18 protein-coding genes are annotated in these 18,277 nt (G+C 46.6%); 15 read left to right on the top strand and 3 right to left on the bottom strand.

What is annotated here, in order from left to right:
* Nucleotides 1-15 precede the first annotated feature (15 nt).
* Entirely contained in the window at nucleotides 16-147 is a 132-nt protein-coding gene (locus M1D90_RS08085) for a YqzM family protein (RefSeq protein WP_003183686.1), read from the bottom strand.
* Between the two features lie 229 nt (nucleotides 148-376).
* Here M1D90_RS08085 and holA point away from each other — a divergent pair, with 229 nt between their 5' ends.
* Nucleotides 377-1,402 (top strand): DNA polymerase III subunit delta, encoded by a 1,026-nt coding sequence (holA, locus tag M1D90_RS08090; RefSeq protein WP_095291015.1) that lies wholly within the window; start codon nucleotides 377-379, stop codon nucleotides 1,400-1,402.
* 101 nt (nucleotides 1,403-1,503) lie between these two features.
* On the opposite strand, the gene M1D90_RS08095 is transcribed toward holA, so the two are convergent.
* Nucleotides 1,504-2,025 (bottom strand): NAD(P)H-dependent oxidoreductase, encoded by a 522-nt coding sequence (locus M1D90_RS08095; protein ID WP_025811130.1) that lies wholly within the window; start codon nucleotides 2,023-2,025, stop codon nucleotides 1,504-1,506.
* 252 nt (nucleotides 2,026-2,277) lie between these two features.
* Between M1D90_RS08095 and M1D90_RS08100 the strand changes: the two genes are divergently transcribed.
* Both M1D90_RS08100 and M1D90_RS08105 read left to right on the top strand, forming a co-directional pair.
* On the top strand, nucleotides 2,278-2,634 hold the full coding sequence (locus M1D90_RS08100) for a winged helix-turn-helix transcriptional regulator (protein ID WP_023855250.1): 357 nt from the start codon (nucleotides 2,278-2,280) through the stop codon (nucleotides 2,632-2,634).
* A 368-nt stretch (nucleotides 2,635-3,002) separates the two neighbouring features.
* Nucleotides 3,003-3,287 (top strand): RNA polymerase alpha subunit C-terminal domain-containing protein, encoded by a 285-nt coding sequence (locus tag M1D90_RS08105; protein ID WP_025811131.1) that lies wholly within the window; start codon nucleotides 3,003-3,005, stop codon nucleotides 3,285-3,287.
* A 482-nt stretch (nucleotides 3,288-3,769) separates the two neighbouring features.
* Here the strand turns inward: M1D90_RS08105 and rpsT are convergent, their stop codons facing one another.
* A complete protein-coding gene (rpsT, locus tag M1D90_RS08110; protein ID WP_020452267.1) occupies nucleotides 3,770-4,036 on the bottom strand; it encodes a 30S ribosomal protein S20 in 267 nt (88 codons plus the stop codon).
* A gap of 204 nt (nucleotides 4,037-4,240) precedes the next feature.
* Between rpsT and gpr the strand changes: the two genes are divergently transcribed.
* The 12 genes from gpr (at nucleotide 4,241) to mtaB (ending at nucleotide 18,247) form a co-directional block, all read left to right on the top strand.
* Nucleotides 4,241-5,347, top strand: coding sequence for a GPR endopeptidase (gene gpr, locus M1D90_RS08115; RefSeq protein WP_020452266.1), 1,107 nt, complete (start codon nucleotides 4,241-4,243; stop codon nucleotides 5,345-5,347).
* Nucleotides 5,348-5,464: 117 nt separating this feature from the next.
* Entirely contained in the window at nucleotides 5,465-6,670 is a 1,206-nt protein-coding gene (spoIIP, locus tag M1D90_RS08120; RefSeq protein ID WP_020452265.1) for a stage II sporulation protein P, read from the top strand.
* A gap of 14 nt (nucleotides 6,671-6,684) precedes the next feature.
* Nucleotides 6,685-7,008, top strand: coding sequence for a YqxA family protein (locus M1D90_RS08125; RefSeq protein ID WP_023855247.1), 324 nt, complete (start codon nucleotides 6,685-6,687; stop codon nucleotides 7,006-7,008).
* A gap of 145 nt (nucleotides 7,009-7,153) precedes the next feature.
* Nucleotides 7,154-8,992: a translation elongation factor 4 gene (lepA, locus tag M1D90_RS08130; RefSeq protein WP_020452263.1), complete on the top strand. Its 1,839-nt coding sequence runs from the start codon at nucleotides 7,154-7,156 to the stop codon at nucleotides 8,990-8,992.
* A gap of 59 nt (nucleotides 8,993-9,051) precedes the next feature.
* Complete coding sequence (hemW, locus tag M1D90_RS08135) at nucleotides 9,052-10,191, top strand: radical SAM family heme chaperone HemW (protein ID WP_026579276.1); 1,140 nt, start codon at nucleotides 9,052-9,054, stop codon at nucleotides 10,189-10,191.
* An 80-nt stretch (nucleotides 10,192-10,271) separates the two neighbouring features.
* Nucleotides 10,272-11,303, top strand: a complete 1,032-nt coding sequence (gene hrcA, locus M1D90_RS08140) for a heat-inducible transcriptional repressor HrcA (protein ID WP_020452261.1) — start codon at nucleotides 10,272-10,274, stop codon at nucleotides 11,301-11,303.
* A 79-nt stretch (nucleotides 11,304-11,382) separates the two neighbouring features.
* On the top strand, nucleotides 11,383-11,967 hold the full coding sequence (gene grpE, locus M1D90_RS08145; RefSeq protein WP_020452260.1) for a nucleotide exchange factor GrpE: 585 nt from the start codon (nucleotides 11,383-11,385) through the stop codon (nucleotides 11,965-11,967).
* Nucleotides 11,968-11,990: 23 nt separating this feature from the next.
* The gene (gene dnaK / locus M1D90_RS08150; RefSeq protein WP_020452259.1) at nucleotides 11,991-13,829 is read left to right on the top strand and encodes a molecular chaperone DnaK; all 1,839 of its coding nucleotides are present in this window, start codon (nucleotides 11,991-11,993) and stop codon (nucleotides 13,827-13,829) included.
* A gap of 182 nt (nucleotides 13,830-14,011) precedes the next feature.
* Nucleotides 14,012-15,139, top strand: coding sequence for a molecular chaperone DnaJ (gene dnaJ, locus M1D90_RS08155; protein WP_020452258.1), 1,128 nt, complete (start codon nucleotides 14,012-14,014; stop codon nucleotides 15,137-15,139).
* A gap of 23 nt (nucleotides 15,140-15,162) precedes the next feature.
* Nucleotides 15,163-16,098 carry a 50S ribosomal protein L11 methyltransferase gene (gene prmA / locus M1D90_RS08160; protein WP_095291031.1) on the top strand — a complete coding sequence of 312 codons (936 nt, stop codon included), beginning with the start codon at nucleotides 15,163-15,165 and terminating at the stop codon, nucleotides 16,096-16,098.
* 23 nt (nucleotides 16,099-16,121) lie between these two features.
* Entirely contained in the window at nucleotides 16,122-16,889 is a 768-nt protein-coding gene (locus M1D90_RS08165) for a 16S rRNA (uracil(1498)-N(3))-methyltransferase (protein WP_025811136.1), read from the top strand.
* Nucleotides 16,890-16,891: 2 nt separating this feature from the next.
* Nucleotides 16,892-18,247, top strand: coding sequence for a tRNA (N(6)-L-threonylcarbamoyladenosine(37)-C(2))-methylthiotransferase MtaB (gene mtaB, locus M1D90_RS08170; RefSeq protein ID WP_026579280.1), 1,356 nt, complete (start codon nucleotides 16,892-16,894; stop codon nucleotides 18,245-18,247).
* Nucleotides 18,248-18,277 lie beyond the last annotated feature (30 nt).

Consider the following 18,277-nt stretch of genomic DNA (forward strand, 5'->3'; position numbering starts at 1 on the left):
CATGACTTGGCTTGATTAAGCGGCCAGATGTATAACAGTAGCGATAATAAACATTGTAGCGAAAAAGCCAAAAGACACGATAAAACCGACACCTGAATCTACAAGATCGTTACGTTTGCTTTGCACGTCTTTTTCAAATTCATTCACAATTTACCCCTCCTATTGATATCCAGTATAATTCAATTCTTTGCAAAAATCTAGGAGCTTCATGCAACCGTTTTCTAAAATTTATGAACATCGTCTTCTATAAACTGACCCGGGGGTTTATGGAAGGCGTTTATTATAAATGAGAGAGCGGGTGACTCCGCTTCTCTCTTTACTAATTGCAAAACACGCTTTAGGATAGAAAGGAAGGATGAAAGAGGGGAAAGTGCAGATGACGGTATTTGATATTTGGAAAAGCTTAAAAAAAGGCGATATTCATCCTGTTTATTGTTTATACGGGAAAGAGACGTATCTTCTGCAGGAGACGGTTCAAAGGATCAGACAAGCCGTTGTTGACGAAGAGACGAAGGATTTCAACCTTTCCGTATTTGATCTGGAAGAAGAGGCATTGGACCTTGCTGTTGAAGATGCTGAAACTTTTCCGTTTATGGGGGAGAAGCGTCTTGTTGTTGCGAAAAACCCGTCTTTTTTAACAGCTGAAAAAAAGAAAGATAAAATGGAGCATAACCTCGGGAGCCTGGAGGATTATATTGCGCAGCCGGCGCCTTATTCCGTTTTTGTGCTGCTCGCTCCTTATGAAAAGCTTGATGAGAGGAAAAAGCTGACCAAGCTCTTGAAAAAACACGCCCATATGGTTGAAGCAAAAGAACTGAACGGCCGGGAAACGGCTGATTTTATCACTGGGCTTGCAAAATCAGAGGGGAAGCTCATAGAACGAGAAGCGGCGGAGGAGCTTGTCATCCTGTGTAATGCCAGCCTGTCGGCCATTGCCCAAGAGGTGAAAAAGCTTAGTACATATATTGGTGATCGGGATTCGATCACGCTTGAGGACGTCAAAAAGCTCGTTGCCAGAGGTCTCGAGCAGAATATTTTTGAATTGATCAACAAGGTTGTGAACCGGAAGCGTACAGAAGCGCTGCAGATTTTCTATGATCTGTTAAAGCAAAATGAAGAACCGATCAAAATGATGGCGCTGATCGCAAACCAGTTCAGGCTTTTGATGCAGACGAAATACTTTTCGCAGCAGGGGTACGGGCAAAAGCAAATCGCCTCAAACCTCAAAGTTCACCCGTTCAGGGTGAAGCTCGCGATCGACCAGGCGAGGCTGTTTTCTGAAGAAGAGCTGAAAAGCATCATCGAGCATCTCGCCGTTATGGATTATGAAATGAAGACAGGCAAAAAAGACAAGCAGCTCCTGCTTGAGCTGTTTTTGCTCAAGCTTTTGCAGTCCGATTGAAAATCTAATTTTAAGAGAGCCGTTAGGCTGTCGAGAAAATCTCGACAGTCTTTTCAGTTGTTCTTATTTCTTTTTCCGTTTACCCTCATAATTGGCAAGCTTCATCCTTCCTTAGGAGATAAAACATGCTTTGCATATCGCTTCGCTTCGTTTTTGAGGATATTGTCATGAGGATTGTGGGATGTAAAAGCCGGAAGAAACGTGCCATGACATCGGATAATAGTACCCTCAATCGGCCGTAAATACTCTTCTACAGTGAACATATTGCGGCCCCCAACGCGATATTCTTCTTCCGCTCCGCCTGTTGTCGTAGCAATCATGAATTCTTTGCCTTTCAAGTTTTCGCCTCCGGGGCCGTGCGCCCAGCCGTATGTCAGGACATCATCAAACCATTTTTTCAAAAGAGGCGGACAGCTGAACCAATAAAATGGGAACTGAAGAACGATCCGGTCATATTCAAGTAATAATTGCTGTTCTTTTTCAACATCGATACTCCAATTTTGATACTCCTGATACAGATCACGAATAAAGATATCAGGATGATTTTTCAATTCGTTCATTAGTGCCTTGTTCCATTTGGACTCCCTCAAATTTGGATGTGCTGCAATTACCATTATTTTCATAAACATCTTCCTCTACCGTTTGTTGTTTTTCTTGAACCTTTCTTCGCCCCAATTATTACGAATATTTTTGGCATTGCAAAGTACGCTTTTTTTTCGTACATAGACCTTTAAACCGTACTATTGCGGTGAAAGAACTTGTTTATGGTAGTCCGGTAAACCGTACTATGTATGTAAAATAAGAGTACTACCGCGAATCAGAATGATATGGTAACGTAACTGATATCACGAATACCGAATCGGGAGTTGACAAAGATGAAGTCAAAAGTACGGGAAATGAAGACGACGGAAGGTATCATCATAACTTTGGCGGCCATAGGAGGAAAATGGAAGCCGCTGATCCTGTTCGTATTACTTCATGAAGGCACCAAACGCTTCGGAGAACTAAGACGGATGCTCCCTGGAGTTACACAGGGGATGCTGACCAACCAGCTTCGGGAGCTCGAACATGATGGTCTCGTCAAACGGCAAGTTTATCAGGAAATCCCTCCGAAGGTCGAATATAGCTTAACTGGGCACGGAAAAACGTTGGCGCCGGTGTTGACCGATATGTGCAGCTGGGGATATAAACATCTCGACTTTGTCAAGCAATTGAGTGAAGAAGAGAAATGAGTTTGACCTAAAAGTCTTTGCATCAATGGGGACTTTCATGATTTGTGTCTATTTTTCGCTTCAGCCCGGATCATTGTTTTTGGGACGCTTCCCTTTCTTTCGTTTTTCGCTTTGGCCTGCTCCAGTTACTCACAGGTTATAAGTAAAACCATCCTTACTAAACCGCTATGACGATCCAGGAACCAGTTGGAGCTTCGATTTCTGAAACCGACGATTTCGCAGCCTTTCTTTTTCCAGAAGATAGTTTAACGAGTTTCGGTGTATCCTGAATATGAACATCAGATGCCAAACATAGCAAAGGGGCACGATTGCAAAAAAGAAAAGATAAAATCGGTAACATTGAAAATGTGCGGAAAAGGAGAAATGAAATGACAAAGAATTTAAGGACTTGCAGCAAAGGACACCAGTATGATAAAAGCAGTGATTGTCCTGTTTGCCCGATTTGTGAGCAACAGCGCAAACCTGACAACGGATTTCTTTCATTGCTCTCTGCACCAGCCAGACGAGCTTTGGAACACAATGGAATAACTTCTTTGCAGGATCTGTCAAAATACAGCGAAAAAGAGATTTTGAAATTTCACGGTATGGGACCAGCGTCTTTACCTAAATTGCGGGTTGCTTTGAAGGAAAATGGATTATCATTTAAAAGTTAAACACCGGAATAATTAAACTTGTACATAGCAAGGGAATTTCCTTTTTGGAAGTTCCCTCATTTTGTATAAAAATCAACAATATTTAGCACAAAAAATAGCGTCGTGCGACTGAACATAGCTGACAGGTGGAAGGGAAGCTCTCCCTCTGATAAGTCTTATACGCTATTTCATTTCATGTCCAGTTTACTCAATCCGCGAATATTTCGCTTCGGCACGGACGGGGTTCAGGCTTGACGACAAAAAAAGGCCGGACCCCAGAGGATGAGATCAGCAAGCATTTCCTTTTCTGCAGAGCCTACCTTATGGCTGGATTGACCGTATATTTTTGCAATGCAGCGCATCGCGCACATTGTCATGTTGATTTTCTTCCGCCAGCTGACCGCGCGGTTTTTACGATTTATCGGCGGTCTGACGGCTTCTCATTTAAGAGAGCCGTTTTTTATGAAGGCAAGCAAAAAAGCTTGGCATGGCCAAGCTTTCTATTATGCAGAAAGTCCGTTCACTTTTTTCGCTAGGTTTGATTTGTAACGAGCTGCGGTGTTTTTGTGGACAAGACCTTTTTTAGCTGCTTTATCGATTTTCTTTGCTGCTGCAGAAAGAGCTGCTTTCGCTTTGTCTGCTTCGTTGTTGCTTACGAAAGTTTCAACTTGTTTCATAGCAGTGCGCATTGAAGATTTGATTGTTGCGTTGTGCGCGCGGCGCTCGTTGTTTGTTTTTGTGCGTTTGATCGCTGATTTAATGTTTGGCAATGTGTTTCACCTCCTAAGACATAACCTCTGTTCCTTTTCTATAGGTTAGATCTCAACAATAGAACAAATTGTATTCTATCAAACACACCCTTAGATTGCAATATAAATGTAAAGTATTTTTGTTTGAAAGCTCCGCTTCGGGGGAATGTTCACAGACCTTGTGGGCACACTAACACCAGTTATGTTTTTGGAGGGAATGCAAATATGGAGAAAAAGAAGCTTGATTTAAGTCAATATGCAGTCCGGACAGACTTAGCCGTGGAAGCGAGGGATCTGGCAGAGGAAAAGGAAGCTTCTCCAAAGAAAGAGCTGAAAGGGTTTACAGTCAAAGAATACGAAAAAGACGGGATCAAAATTCAGACGATGGACATTGATGAAGAAGGAGCGAAGCTGTCGGGGAAAAAAGCCGGCCGCTATTTAACCTTTGAAACACAAGGGATCAGACAGCAGGATTCCGTCTTGCAGGAAAAAGTCGTCAATGTGTTTGCGAAGGAGTTTTCCGCATTTCTCGATTATTTGAACATTCCGCGGGATGCCAGCTGCTTAATTGTAGGGCTTGGCAACTGGAATGTCACGCCCGACTCACTCGGCCCCCTAGTGACAGAAAACCTTCTCGTGACGAGGCACCTTTTTCAGCTGCAGCCCGAAAATGTAGAGGATGGCTACCGTCCAGTGAGCGCGCTTTCCCCTGGAGTCATGGGCTTGACCGGCATTGAAACGAGCGATATTATCCAAGGGGTAATCGATCGCTCAAAGCCCGACTTTGTCATTGCCATTGATGCGCTGGCCTCAAGAGGGATCGAGCGTGTGAATTCTACCATTCAAATTTCAGACAGCGGGATACATCCCGGATCTGGGGTAGGGAATAAAAGAAAAGAATTAAGCAAGGAAACGCTTGGCATTCCGGTCATCGCCATCGGTGTTCCGACGGTGGTCGATGCCGTCACGATCACGAGTGATACGATTGATTATATGCTGAAGCATTTTGGAAGAGAGATGAGAGATGACAGTCCGTCCAGGTCGCTCGTTCCCGCGGGGATGAGCTTTGGGAAAAGAAAGGTCCTCACCGAAGAAGACCTTCCCGATGAGGAGCACCGCAAATCGTTTCTCGGTATAGTCGGAGGCCTCGCAGAGGATGAAAAAAGGCAGCTGATCCATGAAGTCCTCGCTCCGCTCGGCCATAACTTAATGGTAACCCCAAAAGAGGTCGATACCTTTATCGATGATATGGCAAATGTGATTGCGAACGGTCTGAACACAGCGCTTCATGAAAATGTCTCGCAAGACAATAAAGGAATGTATAACCACTAAGATTAAGGCGGCTGACCAGGCCGCTTTTTTTCGTGCTTATAGCATTACCGGAACTTGTTCTACTTCCTCTATCTTGTACATAGTCTATTTACTAGACAAGCTCTGGAGGGATTTGCGATGAGAAAAAGAGGCAGGAATCGTCAGTTTGTGCTGGCTGTAAATGGAAGAAGTGCGATTAAGACAGTATTCTTATTTATCGTCAGCCTGCTGCTCGTTTTTATTTTATCAGGCGTGCTGACATCGCTGCGTCCTGAGTTAAGGCCGTCTTCATCGTTGTACCGGGTGACCGATGAATTGGCGGGCGAGACCTTTGGGCTCATTTTGGGAATGGAAAACCACTACTTCGCATCAGAATTGCCGGAACCGAATAAACGCTTTGAACTTTCTCCGATCGTCTTGAAACTGGCGACCAGCATTAATTTAAAAGATCCGCGAAGTTTTCTCGGTCGGGAGCTTCCGGGCTTCTCTCATTTTGACTCGGAAATCCTTATTGCAGGGCAAGGGACGGATTACACGAATATGCCGTCAGAATCTCCGCCGCCGACTGAGGTCTTAAAAGAGGAGAGAGAAGCGAATCTTGCAGAGCTTGAAGGGAAACAGAAAAAGCAAACAGGGGAGGAAAAACCTCCTGAACAATCGACGGGCGGCCGAAAAGTCGTATTTATCTACAATACGCACAATACGGAGTCGTATCTTCCCTTTTTAAAAGGGGAGACGGTACCTGATCGGGCGCTTCATTCGAAAGCAAATGTGACGCTTGTCAGCGATATGCTCGCAAATGCGATGAAGTCGCAGGGGGTCGGGGCAATGGTGGATAAAACCGACTTTCAGGCGAACTTGCGGAAAAAAGGCTGGGCTTATGCCCGTTCCTATGATGAATCAAGGCCGGTCGTTAAAGAGGCGATGGCTCAAAACAAAGATTTGCAGTATTTTATCGATATTCACAGGGATTCGCAGCGGAAGAAAGCGACAACCGCAACTGTCAAAGGAAAAAGCTATGCACGTGTTGCATTTGTGCTCGGCAAGAAGAGCTCTAATTTCGAATCGAACTTAAAACTGGCAAAAGAACTGCATGAACGGCTGGAAAAAAAATATCCCGGTTTGAGCCGCGGTGTTATATCTAAGGGAGCTGCCGGGGATAATGGCATATATAATCAAGATTTAAACGAAAGATCCGTCTTAATCGAATTTGGCGGCGTAGATAATAACCGCGAAGAGCTGGAGCGGGCTGCAGAAGCGATGGCGGATGTATTCAGCGAGATGTACTGGAATGCTGAAAAAGTTGATGCAGACACCGGTGAAGACGATAAGAAAAAACAATAGGACAGGTGATGGAAGTGGCTTCTTTTATGGGGAAATGCATATTGGCTTGCTGTGTCATGTTTTTCGGCGTCCTTCTCGGCATGCAGCAGGCGAACAACGGAATGATTGAAATGAAAGGGTATCAGGACCCTGATTTAAAAGCGGCGCTCAGCATATCTGAAGGGGATGCGAAGGAGGCGTCAGTCCTCGGCCATCAAATCGATTTGGAGGAAAAACAAAAAGAGCTGGAACAGCTGGAAGCTTTCAACCTCTTTTCCTCGGCCGGCCGCGCTTTGGCCGATTCGGTCACAAACACAGCCCGTTCATTGTATGACTGGATAAAGGAAAAAACGGAATAAGTAAAAGAAAAAACGAGTCGGATGCAGGACTCGTTTTTTCTTTTTCGGGTTTAGAAAGCATATGTGACTTAACATTGAATCTTCACAACCCTATTGATATAATCTAAGCTAGCGCATATTGCGTTTCATAGTAGGAGTGATTAGTGTGACAGATAAAGAAAAACGATTACAAAGGCAGTCGAGAATCCGAAATTTCTCTATTATCGCCCATATCGATCACGGCAAGTCAACGCTTGCGGATCGAATCCTGGAAAAGACGGCGGCAATCACTCAAAGGGAAATGAAAGAACAGCTCCTCGACTCGATGGATTTAGAACGTGAAAGAGGAATCACCATTAAACTGAACTCCGTACAGCTGAAATATCAGGCAAAGGACGGAGAGGAATATATTTTTCATCTGATCGATACCCCGGGACACGTCGATTTTACGTATGAGGTTTCGAGAAGCCTTGCCGCATGCGAAGGCGCGATTCTCGTCGTCGACGCCGCACAGGGAATCGAGGCGCAAACGCTGGCAAACGTTTACCTTGCGCTTGATAACGACCTTGAAATCCTGCCGGTCATTAATAAGATTGACCTTCCGAGCGCAGAACCCGAACGCGTCCGCCAGGAAGTCGAGGATGTCATCGGTCTTGACGCTTCAGAAGCCGTCCTTGCTTCAGCAAAAGCAGGCATCGGAATTGAAGAAATATTGGAGCAGATCGTTGAAAAGGTTCCCGCACCAAGCGGAGATCCGGAAGCGCCGCTTCAAGCGTTGATCTTTGACTCTCTGTATGATGCATACCGCGGGGTCGTCGCCTATATCAGAGTCGTCCAAGGTACCGTAAAAGCCGGTCAAAAAATCAAGATGATGGCGACCGGAAAAGAATTTGAAGTCACTGAAGTCGGCGTTTTCACACCGAAGGCCGTTCCGGTTGACGAACTGACTGTCGGCGACGTCGGATTCCTGACGGCCGCAATCAAAAACGTCGGAGACACTCGTGTAGGGGATACGATTACAAGTGCGGAAAACCCAGCGCCCGAAGCCCTGCCAGGCTACAGAAAACTGAATCCGATGGTCTATTGCGGTCTGTATCCGATTGATACAGCGAAATACAACGACTTGCGGGAAGCGCTTGAAAAACTTGAGCTGAACGATTCAGCCCTTCAGTATGAGGCGGAAACGTCCCAGGCTCTCGGATTCGGCTTCCGCTGCGGTTTCCTGGGGATGCTCCACATGGAAATTATTCAGGAGCGGATTGAACGCGAATTCAACATCGATTTGATTACGACGGCTCCGAGCGTTATCTATGACGTGTACATGACAGACGGAGAAAAAATCGTTGTCGATAACCCGTCAAATATGCCTGATCCGCAGAAGATCGACCGGGTGGAAGAACCGTTCGTCAAAGCGACGATGATGGTGCCGAACGACTTTGTCGGAGCGGTCATGGAACTGTGCCAGGGCAAGCGCGGCCAGTTTATCGATATGCAGTACCTTGATGCGAACCGCGTCAGCATTGTCTACGAAATTCCGCTTGCGGAAATCGTCTACGAGTTTTTCGATCAGCTTAAATCAAATACGAAAGGCTATGCGTCATTTGATTACGAACTCATCGGATATAAACCGTCCAAGCTCGTGAAAATGGATATTATGCTGAACGGCGAAAAAATCGATGCCCTTTCCTTTATCGTTCACCGCGATTATGCGTATGAACGGGGAAAAGTTATTGTCGAAAAGCTGAAGGAACTCATTCCGCGCCAGCAGTTTGAAGTGCCTGTCCAGGCAGCCATCGGCACAAAAATTGTCGCCCGTTCAACCATCAAAGCCATGCGCAAAAACGTTTTGGCGAAGTGCTACGGCGGGGATATTTCCAGAAAACGCAAACTGCTCGAAAAGCAAAAGGAAGGAAAGCGAAGAATGAAACAGGTCGGCTCTGTCGAAGTTCCGCAGGAAGCCTTTATGGCAGTCCTGAAAATGGACGACAGCAGCCCGAAATCATAATCATGAGCTGCCGCAGCGTAACACACTGCGGCTTCTTCCTGTAAAAGAAGGTGAAAACAATGAAAGCAGCATATATCCATATTCCGTTTTGCGAGCACATTTGCCATTATTGCGACTTCAACAAGTTTTTTATTCAATCTCAGCCTGTTGATGAATATTTGCGTTCTTTAGAGAAGGAAATGGCCAATTCAATGGAAGCGGCCGGACATCCGGAGCTGAAAACGATCTTTATCGGGGGAGGAACGCCGACATCGCTGTCGGAAGCGCAGCTTGAGCGGCTTCTTGATTCCATTCATCGCGTTTTGAAACCGTCCGAAAGCCTTGCCGAATTTGCAGTGGAAGCCAATCCCGACGATTTATCGGCTGAAAAGCTGGAGGTTTTAAAAGCCGCCGGTGTAGACAGGCTGAGCTTTGGCGTACAGACGTTTGAAGACGAGCTGCTAAAAAAAATCGGCAGAGTCCATGAGCAAAAAGACGTACTCGTTTCCTTTGAAAGAGCGCGAAACGCGGGGTTCGATAATATCAGCCTTGACCTGATGTTCGGTCTGCCAGGACAAACCATCGGCCACTTCGCTTCATCGCTCGATACGGCGCTTGCCCTCGGGGCTGAACATTATTCGGTCTACTCGCTGATCGTCGAGCCGAAAACCGTTTTTTATAACTTGATGAAAAAGGGCCGGCTTCACCTGCCTCCGCAGGATCAGGAAGCAGAAATGTACGAACTTGTGATGCGGAAAATGGAAGAAGCGGGCATCGGCCAATACGAAATCAGCAACTACGCCAAAAAAGGATATGAGAGCAAACATAACCTCACATATTGGAACAATGAGGAGTATTTCGGTTTGGGGGCGGGCGCGCACGGCTATATCAATGGTGAAAGAACGGTAAATGCCGGCCCTGTTAAACATTATATCGACCTGATTGAGCAGTCAGGTTTTCCTTATAAAGAAAAACACAGGGTTACAAAAAATGAACAGATTGAAGAAGAAATGTTTCTCGGTCTTCGAAAAACCGCGGGAGTAGACAAAGAACACTTTTTCCAAAAATACGGAAGAACTGTTGACGATCTCTTCCCGAAAGTGCTCCGTTCGCTGGAAGAAACAGGGCTGATTGTGAACACGAGCAAAAATGTATTTTTAACACATAATGGAAAACTGTTAGGGAATGAAGTGTTTCAAGCATTCCTGGGTGAGTTATAATTGACATTTTGATTTTGGTTTGGTAATTTTGATATACAATTAGCACTCAGTTGTGTCGAGTGCTAACAGGGGTGATATGGATGTTAACAAATCGTCAGCTGTTAATCTTGCAGGTTATCGTCAACGATTTCATTCGTTCAGCTCAGCCGGTAGGATCAAGAACGCTTTCCAAAAAGGAAGATATCACATTCAGCTCAGCAACGATCAGAAACGAAATGGCTGACTTGGAAGAGCTCGGTTTTATTGAAAAAACCCACTCATCTTCAGGCCGGATTCCTTCTGAAAAAGGCTATCGCTATTATGTCGATCATCTGCTTTCACCCGGAAAGCTGTCAAAAACGGACTTGAACATTATTCATTCGGTTTTCAAAGAAAAAATCTTTGAACTCGAAAAAGCGGTGCAGAAGTCGGCTCAAGTGCTGTCTGATCTGACAAATTATACATCGATTGTCCTCGGTCCGAGACTGAGCGAAAATCATCTCAAACAGATCCAGATTGTGCCGATTCAGCCTAAGAAGGCCGTTGCCATTCTAGTAACGAATACCGGCCATGTCGAGAATAAAACGATCAACTTTCCGGCGGAGGTCAATCTTTCCGATCTCGAAAAGCTGGTGAATATATTAAATGAACGCCTTAGAGGCGTGCCGATCTCAGAGCTGAAAGACAGGATTTTCAAAGAGGTCGTCATCTTCTTAAAGTCGCATATCCAAAATTACGATACGATTTTACACGGGCTCGGCGCAACGCTGGATTCATCTGTTCAAACCGACCGGCTGTTTTTCGGCGGCAAGATTAATATGCTGAATCAGCCCGAATTTCACGATATTGACAGAGTGAAATCGCTATTGTCGCTCATTGAGAAAGAACAGGAGCTTCTCCGGCTCTTTCAGTCGACTGAGTCCGGAATTACCATTAAAATCGGCAAGGAAAACGACTATGAAGAAATGGAAAACTGCAGCCTGATTACCGCGACATACACGGTCGGTTCAAAACAGATCGGCTCCATCGCGGTCATCGGGCCGACGCGCATGGACTACTCCCGCGTCGTCGGTTTGCTTCAGCACGTATCATCTGACTTGTCAAAAGCGTTGACAAGTTTGTATGATGGGTAAGGCAGTACCTGAAAACAAAACAGAAGGGAGAAATCCCTTCTTTATCATGAAACTCATCCTTTAAGGGAGGTGAACACAGATGGCAGAAGAAAAACAAACTGAAGAGCTAAACGAACAAGAGGAACTGAACGAGACAGAAGCGGAGACAGCCGAAGCCGAACAAACGGCTGCTGAAGCTGATGCCCCGGCAGAAGACACGCAAACAGAAATGCTTGAAAAACAACTAAAAGAACTTCAAGAACGTCTTGAAGAAAAAGAAAATAAACTTTTACGTGTTCAGGCGGACTTTGAAAACTACAAACGACGCGCACGCCTTGACCTTGAGGCTGCTGAAAAGTACCGTTCCCAGCGCATCATCAGCGATTTGCTGCCGGCGCTTGACAACTTTGAACGTGCGCTACAGATCGATCCTGACAACGAGCAGACGAAAAGCCTGCTTCAAGGGATGGAAATGGTGCACCGTCAAATTTTGGAGGCTCTTAAAAATGAAGGAGTTGAACAGATTCCTTCAGTCGGAGAGCAATTTGACCCGAACATGCACCAGGCTGTTATGCAGGTCGAGGATGAAGCGTACGAATCAAACGCAGTCGTTGAGGAACTGCAAAAAGGCTATAAACTTAAGGACCGGGTGATCCGTCCTTCTATGGTAAAAGTCAACCAATAACTACATAGCAGGAGGTAAAAATCATGAGCAAAGTAATCGGAATCGACTTGGGAACAACGAACTCATGCGTTGCAGTGCTTGAAGGCGGAGAGCCGAAAGTCATCCCAAATCCAGAAGGAGCCCGCACGACTCCTTCGGTTGTTGCATTTAAAAACGGAGAGCGCCAGGTGGGTGAAGTGGCGAAACGCCAGTCCATCACGAATCCGAACACGATCATGTCGGTCAAGCGCCACATGGGCACGGACTATACAGTTGAAATCGAAGGCAAAAAGTACACGCCGCAAGAAGTGTCTGCCATCATCCTTCAGCATTTGAAATCATATGCTGAAAGCTATTTAGGCGAAACTGTATCTAAAGCCGTAATCACAGTTCCTGCATACTTCAACGATGCAGAACGTCAAGCGACAAAGGATGCCGGTAAAATTGCCGGACTTGAAGTTGAGCGGATCATCAACGAGCCGACTGCAGCTGCGCTTGCATACGGTCTGGATAAGACGGAAGAAGATCAGACGATCCTCGTCTACGACCTTGGCGGCGGTACATTCGACGTTTCCATCCTTGAATTGGGAGACGGCGTATTCGAAGTTCGTTCTACAGCGGGTGACAACCGCCTTGGAGGAGACGACTTTGACCAAGTGATCATCGATCATCTCGTCTCAGAATTCAAGAAAGAAAACGGCATTGATCTTTCTAAAGATAAAATGGCGCTTCAGCGCTTAAAAGATGCGGCTGAGAAAGCGAAAAAAGACCTTTCCGGCGTATCTTCTACGCAAATTTCGCTGCCGTTTATCACAGCCGGTGACGCAGGTCCGCTGCACCTTGAATTGACACTGACCCGCGCGAAGTTTGAAGAGCTGTCTTCACACTTGGTAGAGCGCACAATGGGTCCAGTCCGCCAGGCTCTTCAAGATGCGGGGCTTTCTGCAAGCGAAATCGACAAAGTAATTCTTGTCGGCGGATCAACACGTATTCCTGCCGTTCAGGAAGCGATCAAAAAAGAAACTGGAAAAGAAGCGCATAAAGGCGTCAACCCTGACGAAGTCGTAGCCCTTGGTGCAGCCATTCAAGGCGGCGTCATCACAGGCGATGTCAAAGATGTTGTCCTTCTGGACGTAACTCCGCTGTCACTTGGTATCGAAACAATGGGCGGCGTGTTCACGAAGCTGATTGACCGCAACACGACAATCCCGACAAGCAAGTCCCAAGTGTTCTCAACAGCGGCTGACAACCAAACAGCGGTTGACATCCACGTGCTCCAAGGTGAGCGCCCGATGGCTGCCGACAACAAAACGCTCGGACGCTTCCAGCTTACAGATATTCCGCCGGCTCCTCGCGGCGTACCGCAAATCGAAGTGTCATTTGACATCGATAAGAACGGTATCGTCAACGTCAGCGCGAAAGATCTGGGTACCGGCAAAGAGCAAAACATCACGATCAAATCTTCTTCAGGTCTTTCTGACGAGGAGATCGAACGCATGGTGAAAGAAGCTGAAGAAAACGCCGAAGCGGATGAGAAGAAAAAAGAAGAAATCGAGCTTCGCAACGAAGCGGATCAGCTTGTCTTCACAACTGAAAAAACGCTGAAAGATCTTGAAGGCAAAGCCGATGAAGCGCAAGTGAAAAAAGCGAATGATGCAAAAGACGCGTTAAAAGCTGCGATCGAGAAAAATGATCTTGATGAAATCAAGGCGAAAAAAGATGAGCTGCAAGCGATCGTCCAAGAGCTTTCAATGAAGCTTTACGAAGAAGCTGCAAAACAGGCTCAGGCTCAGCAAGACGGCGGCGCCGGCGCTAAAAAAGCCGACGACAATGTCGTTGACGCTGAATATGAAGAAGTAAACGACGACAAAGAACAAAAATAATTGAAATAAAATGTGCTGTGCTTACCCCGGTTTGCACAGCACATGACCTTACAGGCGATGAAAGTCAAAGTCAGGATCTCTTGACTTTGACTTTTTTCTTCCTAAAGGACAAAAGGAATTGAAAAAACATAATTTGAAATGATACAATCTAATTTATGTGAGAAAATCGGGAGTGTGAAGAGATGAGTAAGCGTGATTACTATGAGGTGCTTGGGGTAGGTAAGAGCGCTTCTAAAGATGAGATTAAAAAAGCTTACCGCAAGCTTTCTAAAAAATATCACCCGGACATCAACAAAGAAGCCGGAGCGGATGAAAAATTCAAAGAAGTCAAAGAAGCCTATGAAACACTTTCTGATGACCAAAAACGGGCCCATTACGACCAGTTTGGCCACACCGATCCAAATCAGGGATTCGGCGGCGGAGGTTTCGGCGGCGGCGACTTCGGCGGCTTTGGGTTTGACGATATTTTCTCAAGCATTTTCGGAGGCGGCGCAAGGCGGAGAGACCCGAATGCCCCGAGGCAGGGCGCCGATCTGCAGTATACGATGACACTGTCATTTGAAGAAGCGGCCTTCGGAAAAGAGACGACGATCGAAATTCCGCGTGAAGAAACATGTGAAACATGCAGCGGCTCAGGCGCGAAACCGGGAACAAAGCCGGAAACCTGTTCACACTGCGGCGGCTCTGGCCAGCTGAACATGGAGCAGTCGACTCCGTTCGGAAAAGTTGTCAACAGAAGAGTATGTCATTACTGTAATGGAACGGGTAAGCAAATTAAGCACAAATGTTCAACTTGCGGCGGTACAGGAAAAGTGAAAAAACGCAAGAAAATCAATGTCACCATCCCGGCGGGTGTGGATGACGGCCAGCAGCTTCGAGTATCCGGACAGGGTGAACCGGGGATCAACGGCGGTCCGTCAGGTGACTTATTCGTCGTTTTCCGCGTCCAAGAACACGAATTTTTCGAGCGCGATGGCGACGATATTTACTGCGAAATGCCGCTGACATTTGCACAGGCTGCGCTCGGGGACGAAATCGAAGTGCCTACTCTTCACGGTAAAGTAAAATTAAAAGTGCCGGCGGGCACGCAGACAGGCACCAAGTTCCGTTTAAAAGGAAAAGGCGTTGCCAACGTACGCGGGTACGGTCAAGGCGATCAGCACATCGTCGTCCGCGTCGTGACACCGACGAATTTAACAGAAAACCAGAAAAATATTCTCCGCGAATTTGCAGAAGTGAGCGGAAATATGCCGGATGAACAGGAAATGAGTTTTTTCGATAAAGTAAAGCGCGCCTTTAAAGGCGATTAATGATTGGATGAGGAGTTGGTAGTATGAAATGGTCCGAAATCTGCATTCACACGACACATGAAGCGGTTGAGCCCATCTCGAATATTTTGCATGAAGCTGGTGCGAGTGGAGTCGTAATTGAAGATCCGCTTGATTTAATTAAAGAGCGTGAGAATGTATACGGAGAAATCTACCAGCTCGACCCCAATGATTACCCTGATGAAGGAGTCATCATTAAAGCGTATCTCCCGATCAACAGCTTTTTGGGAGAGACCGTAGAAGGAATCAAGGAAACCATCAATAATCTGCTGCTGTATGATATTGACCTCGGACGGAACAAAATCACCATCAGCGAGGTTAACGAAGAAGAATGGGCGACAGCATGGAAAAAATATTATCATCCCGTAAAAATTTCCGAGAAGTTTACGATTGTTCCGACATGGGAAGAGTACACACCGGTTCATACGGATGAGCTCATCATCGAGATGGACCCGGGAATGGCGTTCGGAACAGGCACACACCCGACAACCGTACTTTGCATACAGGCGCTCGAAAGGTATGTGAAAGAAGGGGATTCGGTCGTGGATGTCGGAACGGGAACAGGCATTTTGAGCATTGCATCAGCCATGCTTCGCGCCAAACAGGTTGAAGGATATGATCTCGATCCTGTAGCCGTGGAAAGCGCCCGCTTGAACTCCAAGCTCAATAAAGTCAGCGATCATATCGAGATCAAGCAAAATAATCTGCTTGACGGCGTCGAAGGGGAAAAAGACGTTATCGTCGCCAACATCCTGGCCGAGGTCATCTTGCGCTTTACGGATCAGGCATACAGCCTGTTGAAAGACGGCGGTTATTTCATTACTTCGGGAATCATTCAGCAGAAAAAACAGGAAGTCAAAGATGCACTGGTGAAAGAAGGCTTTACGATCGTCGAGGTTCTTTCAATGGAGGACTGGGTCAGCATCATCGCTAAAAAATAATCGTTAGTAGGTGTGACAAGCGTATGCAACGATATTTTATCGAACAATCAAAACAAGAGGTCACGGCCGCACCTGTGTTCTCGATCAAAGGCGAAGACGTTCATCACATTGCGACCGTGATGAGGATGTCTCCCGGAGACGAGGTCATTTGCTGTGCAAAAGACGGCCATGAAGCGAACTGCCGGATCGAGTCCGTCACAAAAGAAGAGGTTTTATTGAGCGTAATCGAATGGACGGGGAAAACACGCGAACTGCCCGTCCAGATCCATATTGCAAACGGCCTTCCAAAAGGAGATAAGCTGGAATGGATCATTCAAAAAGGGACAGAGCTCGGTGCAAGCTCGTTTATTCCTTTTCAGGCATCACGCTCCGTTGTTAAACTTGATGAAAAAAAGGCAAAGAAAAAGCGGGAAAGGTGGGCGAAAATCGCCAAGGAAGCCGCAGAACAGTCCCACAGAAACACGATTCCCGATGTGGCGCCGGTTCACACGTTTCAACGTTTGCTTGAGAGCCTTGAGGACTTCGATAAATGTGTCGTTGCATACGAAGAGTCATCAAAGCAAGGCGAGACGAGCCGGTTTCAATCCGTGCTCAAAAGCCTGCCGGAAGGATCATCCGTGCTCATGGTGTTTGGTCCTGAAGGCGGATTTTCAGAAGATGAAATTGAGGCGCTTAAAGAAAAAGGAGCCCTCGCCTGCGGGCTCGGTCCGCGGATCTTAAGGGCGGAAACAGCTCCGCTGTACGCGTTGGCGGCAGTTTCTTATCATACAGAGTTATTAAGAGGTGAATAACAATGGCAACCGTTGCATTTCATACACTTGGCTGCAAGGTCAACCATTATGAAACAGAGGCAATTTGGCAGCTTTTCAAAGAAGCCGGCTACGAAAGAAAAGAATTCGAAAGTTCGGCGGACGTATACGTCATTAATACATGCACCGTCACAAATACAGGTGATAAAAAAAGCCGCCAGGTGATCAGACGGGCGATCCGCCAAAATCCTGACGCCGTCATTTGTGTGACAGGGTGCTACGCCCAGACTTCCCCGGCGGAAATCATGGCGATCCCGGGCGTTGATATCGTCGTCGGTACGCAGGACCGCGAAAAAATGCTCGGCTATATTCAGCAGTACCAGGAAGAAAGACAGCCGATTAACGGCGTCAGCAATATTATGAAAGCAAGAGTGTTTGAGGAGCTTGATGTTCCTGCATTTACCGACAGAACACGTGCTTCATTGAAAATTCAAGAAGGCTGCAACAATTTCTGCACATTCTGCATCATTCCGTGGGCGCGCGGCCTGCTTCGTTCCCGCGACCCTGAGGAAGTCATCCGCCAGGCGCAGCAGCTCGTTGATGCCGGCTATAAAGAAATCGTTTTAACCGGTATTCACACCGGCGGTTATGGAGAAGATATGAAAGACTACAACTTTGCACAGCTGTTGAAAGAACTGGACAGCCGTGTGAAAGGTCTGAAACGAATCCGTATCTCTTCAATCGAAGCGAGCCAAATTACAGACGAAGTGATCGAAGTGCTTGACCGCTCAGACAAGATCGTCAGACACCTTCACATTCCGCTTCAATCCGGCTCAAACAGCGTTTTAAAACGGATGAGAAGAAAGTATACGATGGAGTTTTTCGCTGACAGGCTGACGAAACTCAAAAAAGCTCTTCCGGGGCTCGCAGTCACTTCTGATGTGATCGTCGGCTTCCCGGGGGAAACGGAAGAAGAATTCATGGAGACGTACAACTTTATTAAAGAACACAAGTTTTCCGAGCTCCACGTCTTCCCGTACAGCAAACGGACCGGAACTCCAGCAGCACGCATGGACGGCCAGGTTGACGAGAACGTGAAAAACGAAAGAGTTCACAAACTGATCGCTCTTTCAGATCAGCTTGCGAAAGAATACGCATCAGATTATGAAGGCGATGTTCTGGAAATCATTCCGGAAGAGCCGTTCACGGAAACGGGCGAAGACAATCTGCTTGTCGGCTACACGGACAACTATATGAAGGTCGTTTTCGAAGGTTCCGAAGACCTGATCGGCCAGCTTGTTAAAGTGAAGATCTTAAAAGCCGGCTATCCGTACAATAAAGGCCAGTTCGTCCGCGTCGCCGAAGACGACGTCCATGAAAACATCCGCTTATCGTCATAAATGATCAATTTAGCCGGTTCACGAAAAAGG

The organism is Bacillus sp. JZ34 (assembly GCF_053903205.1).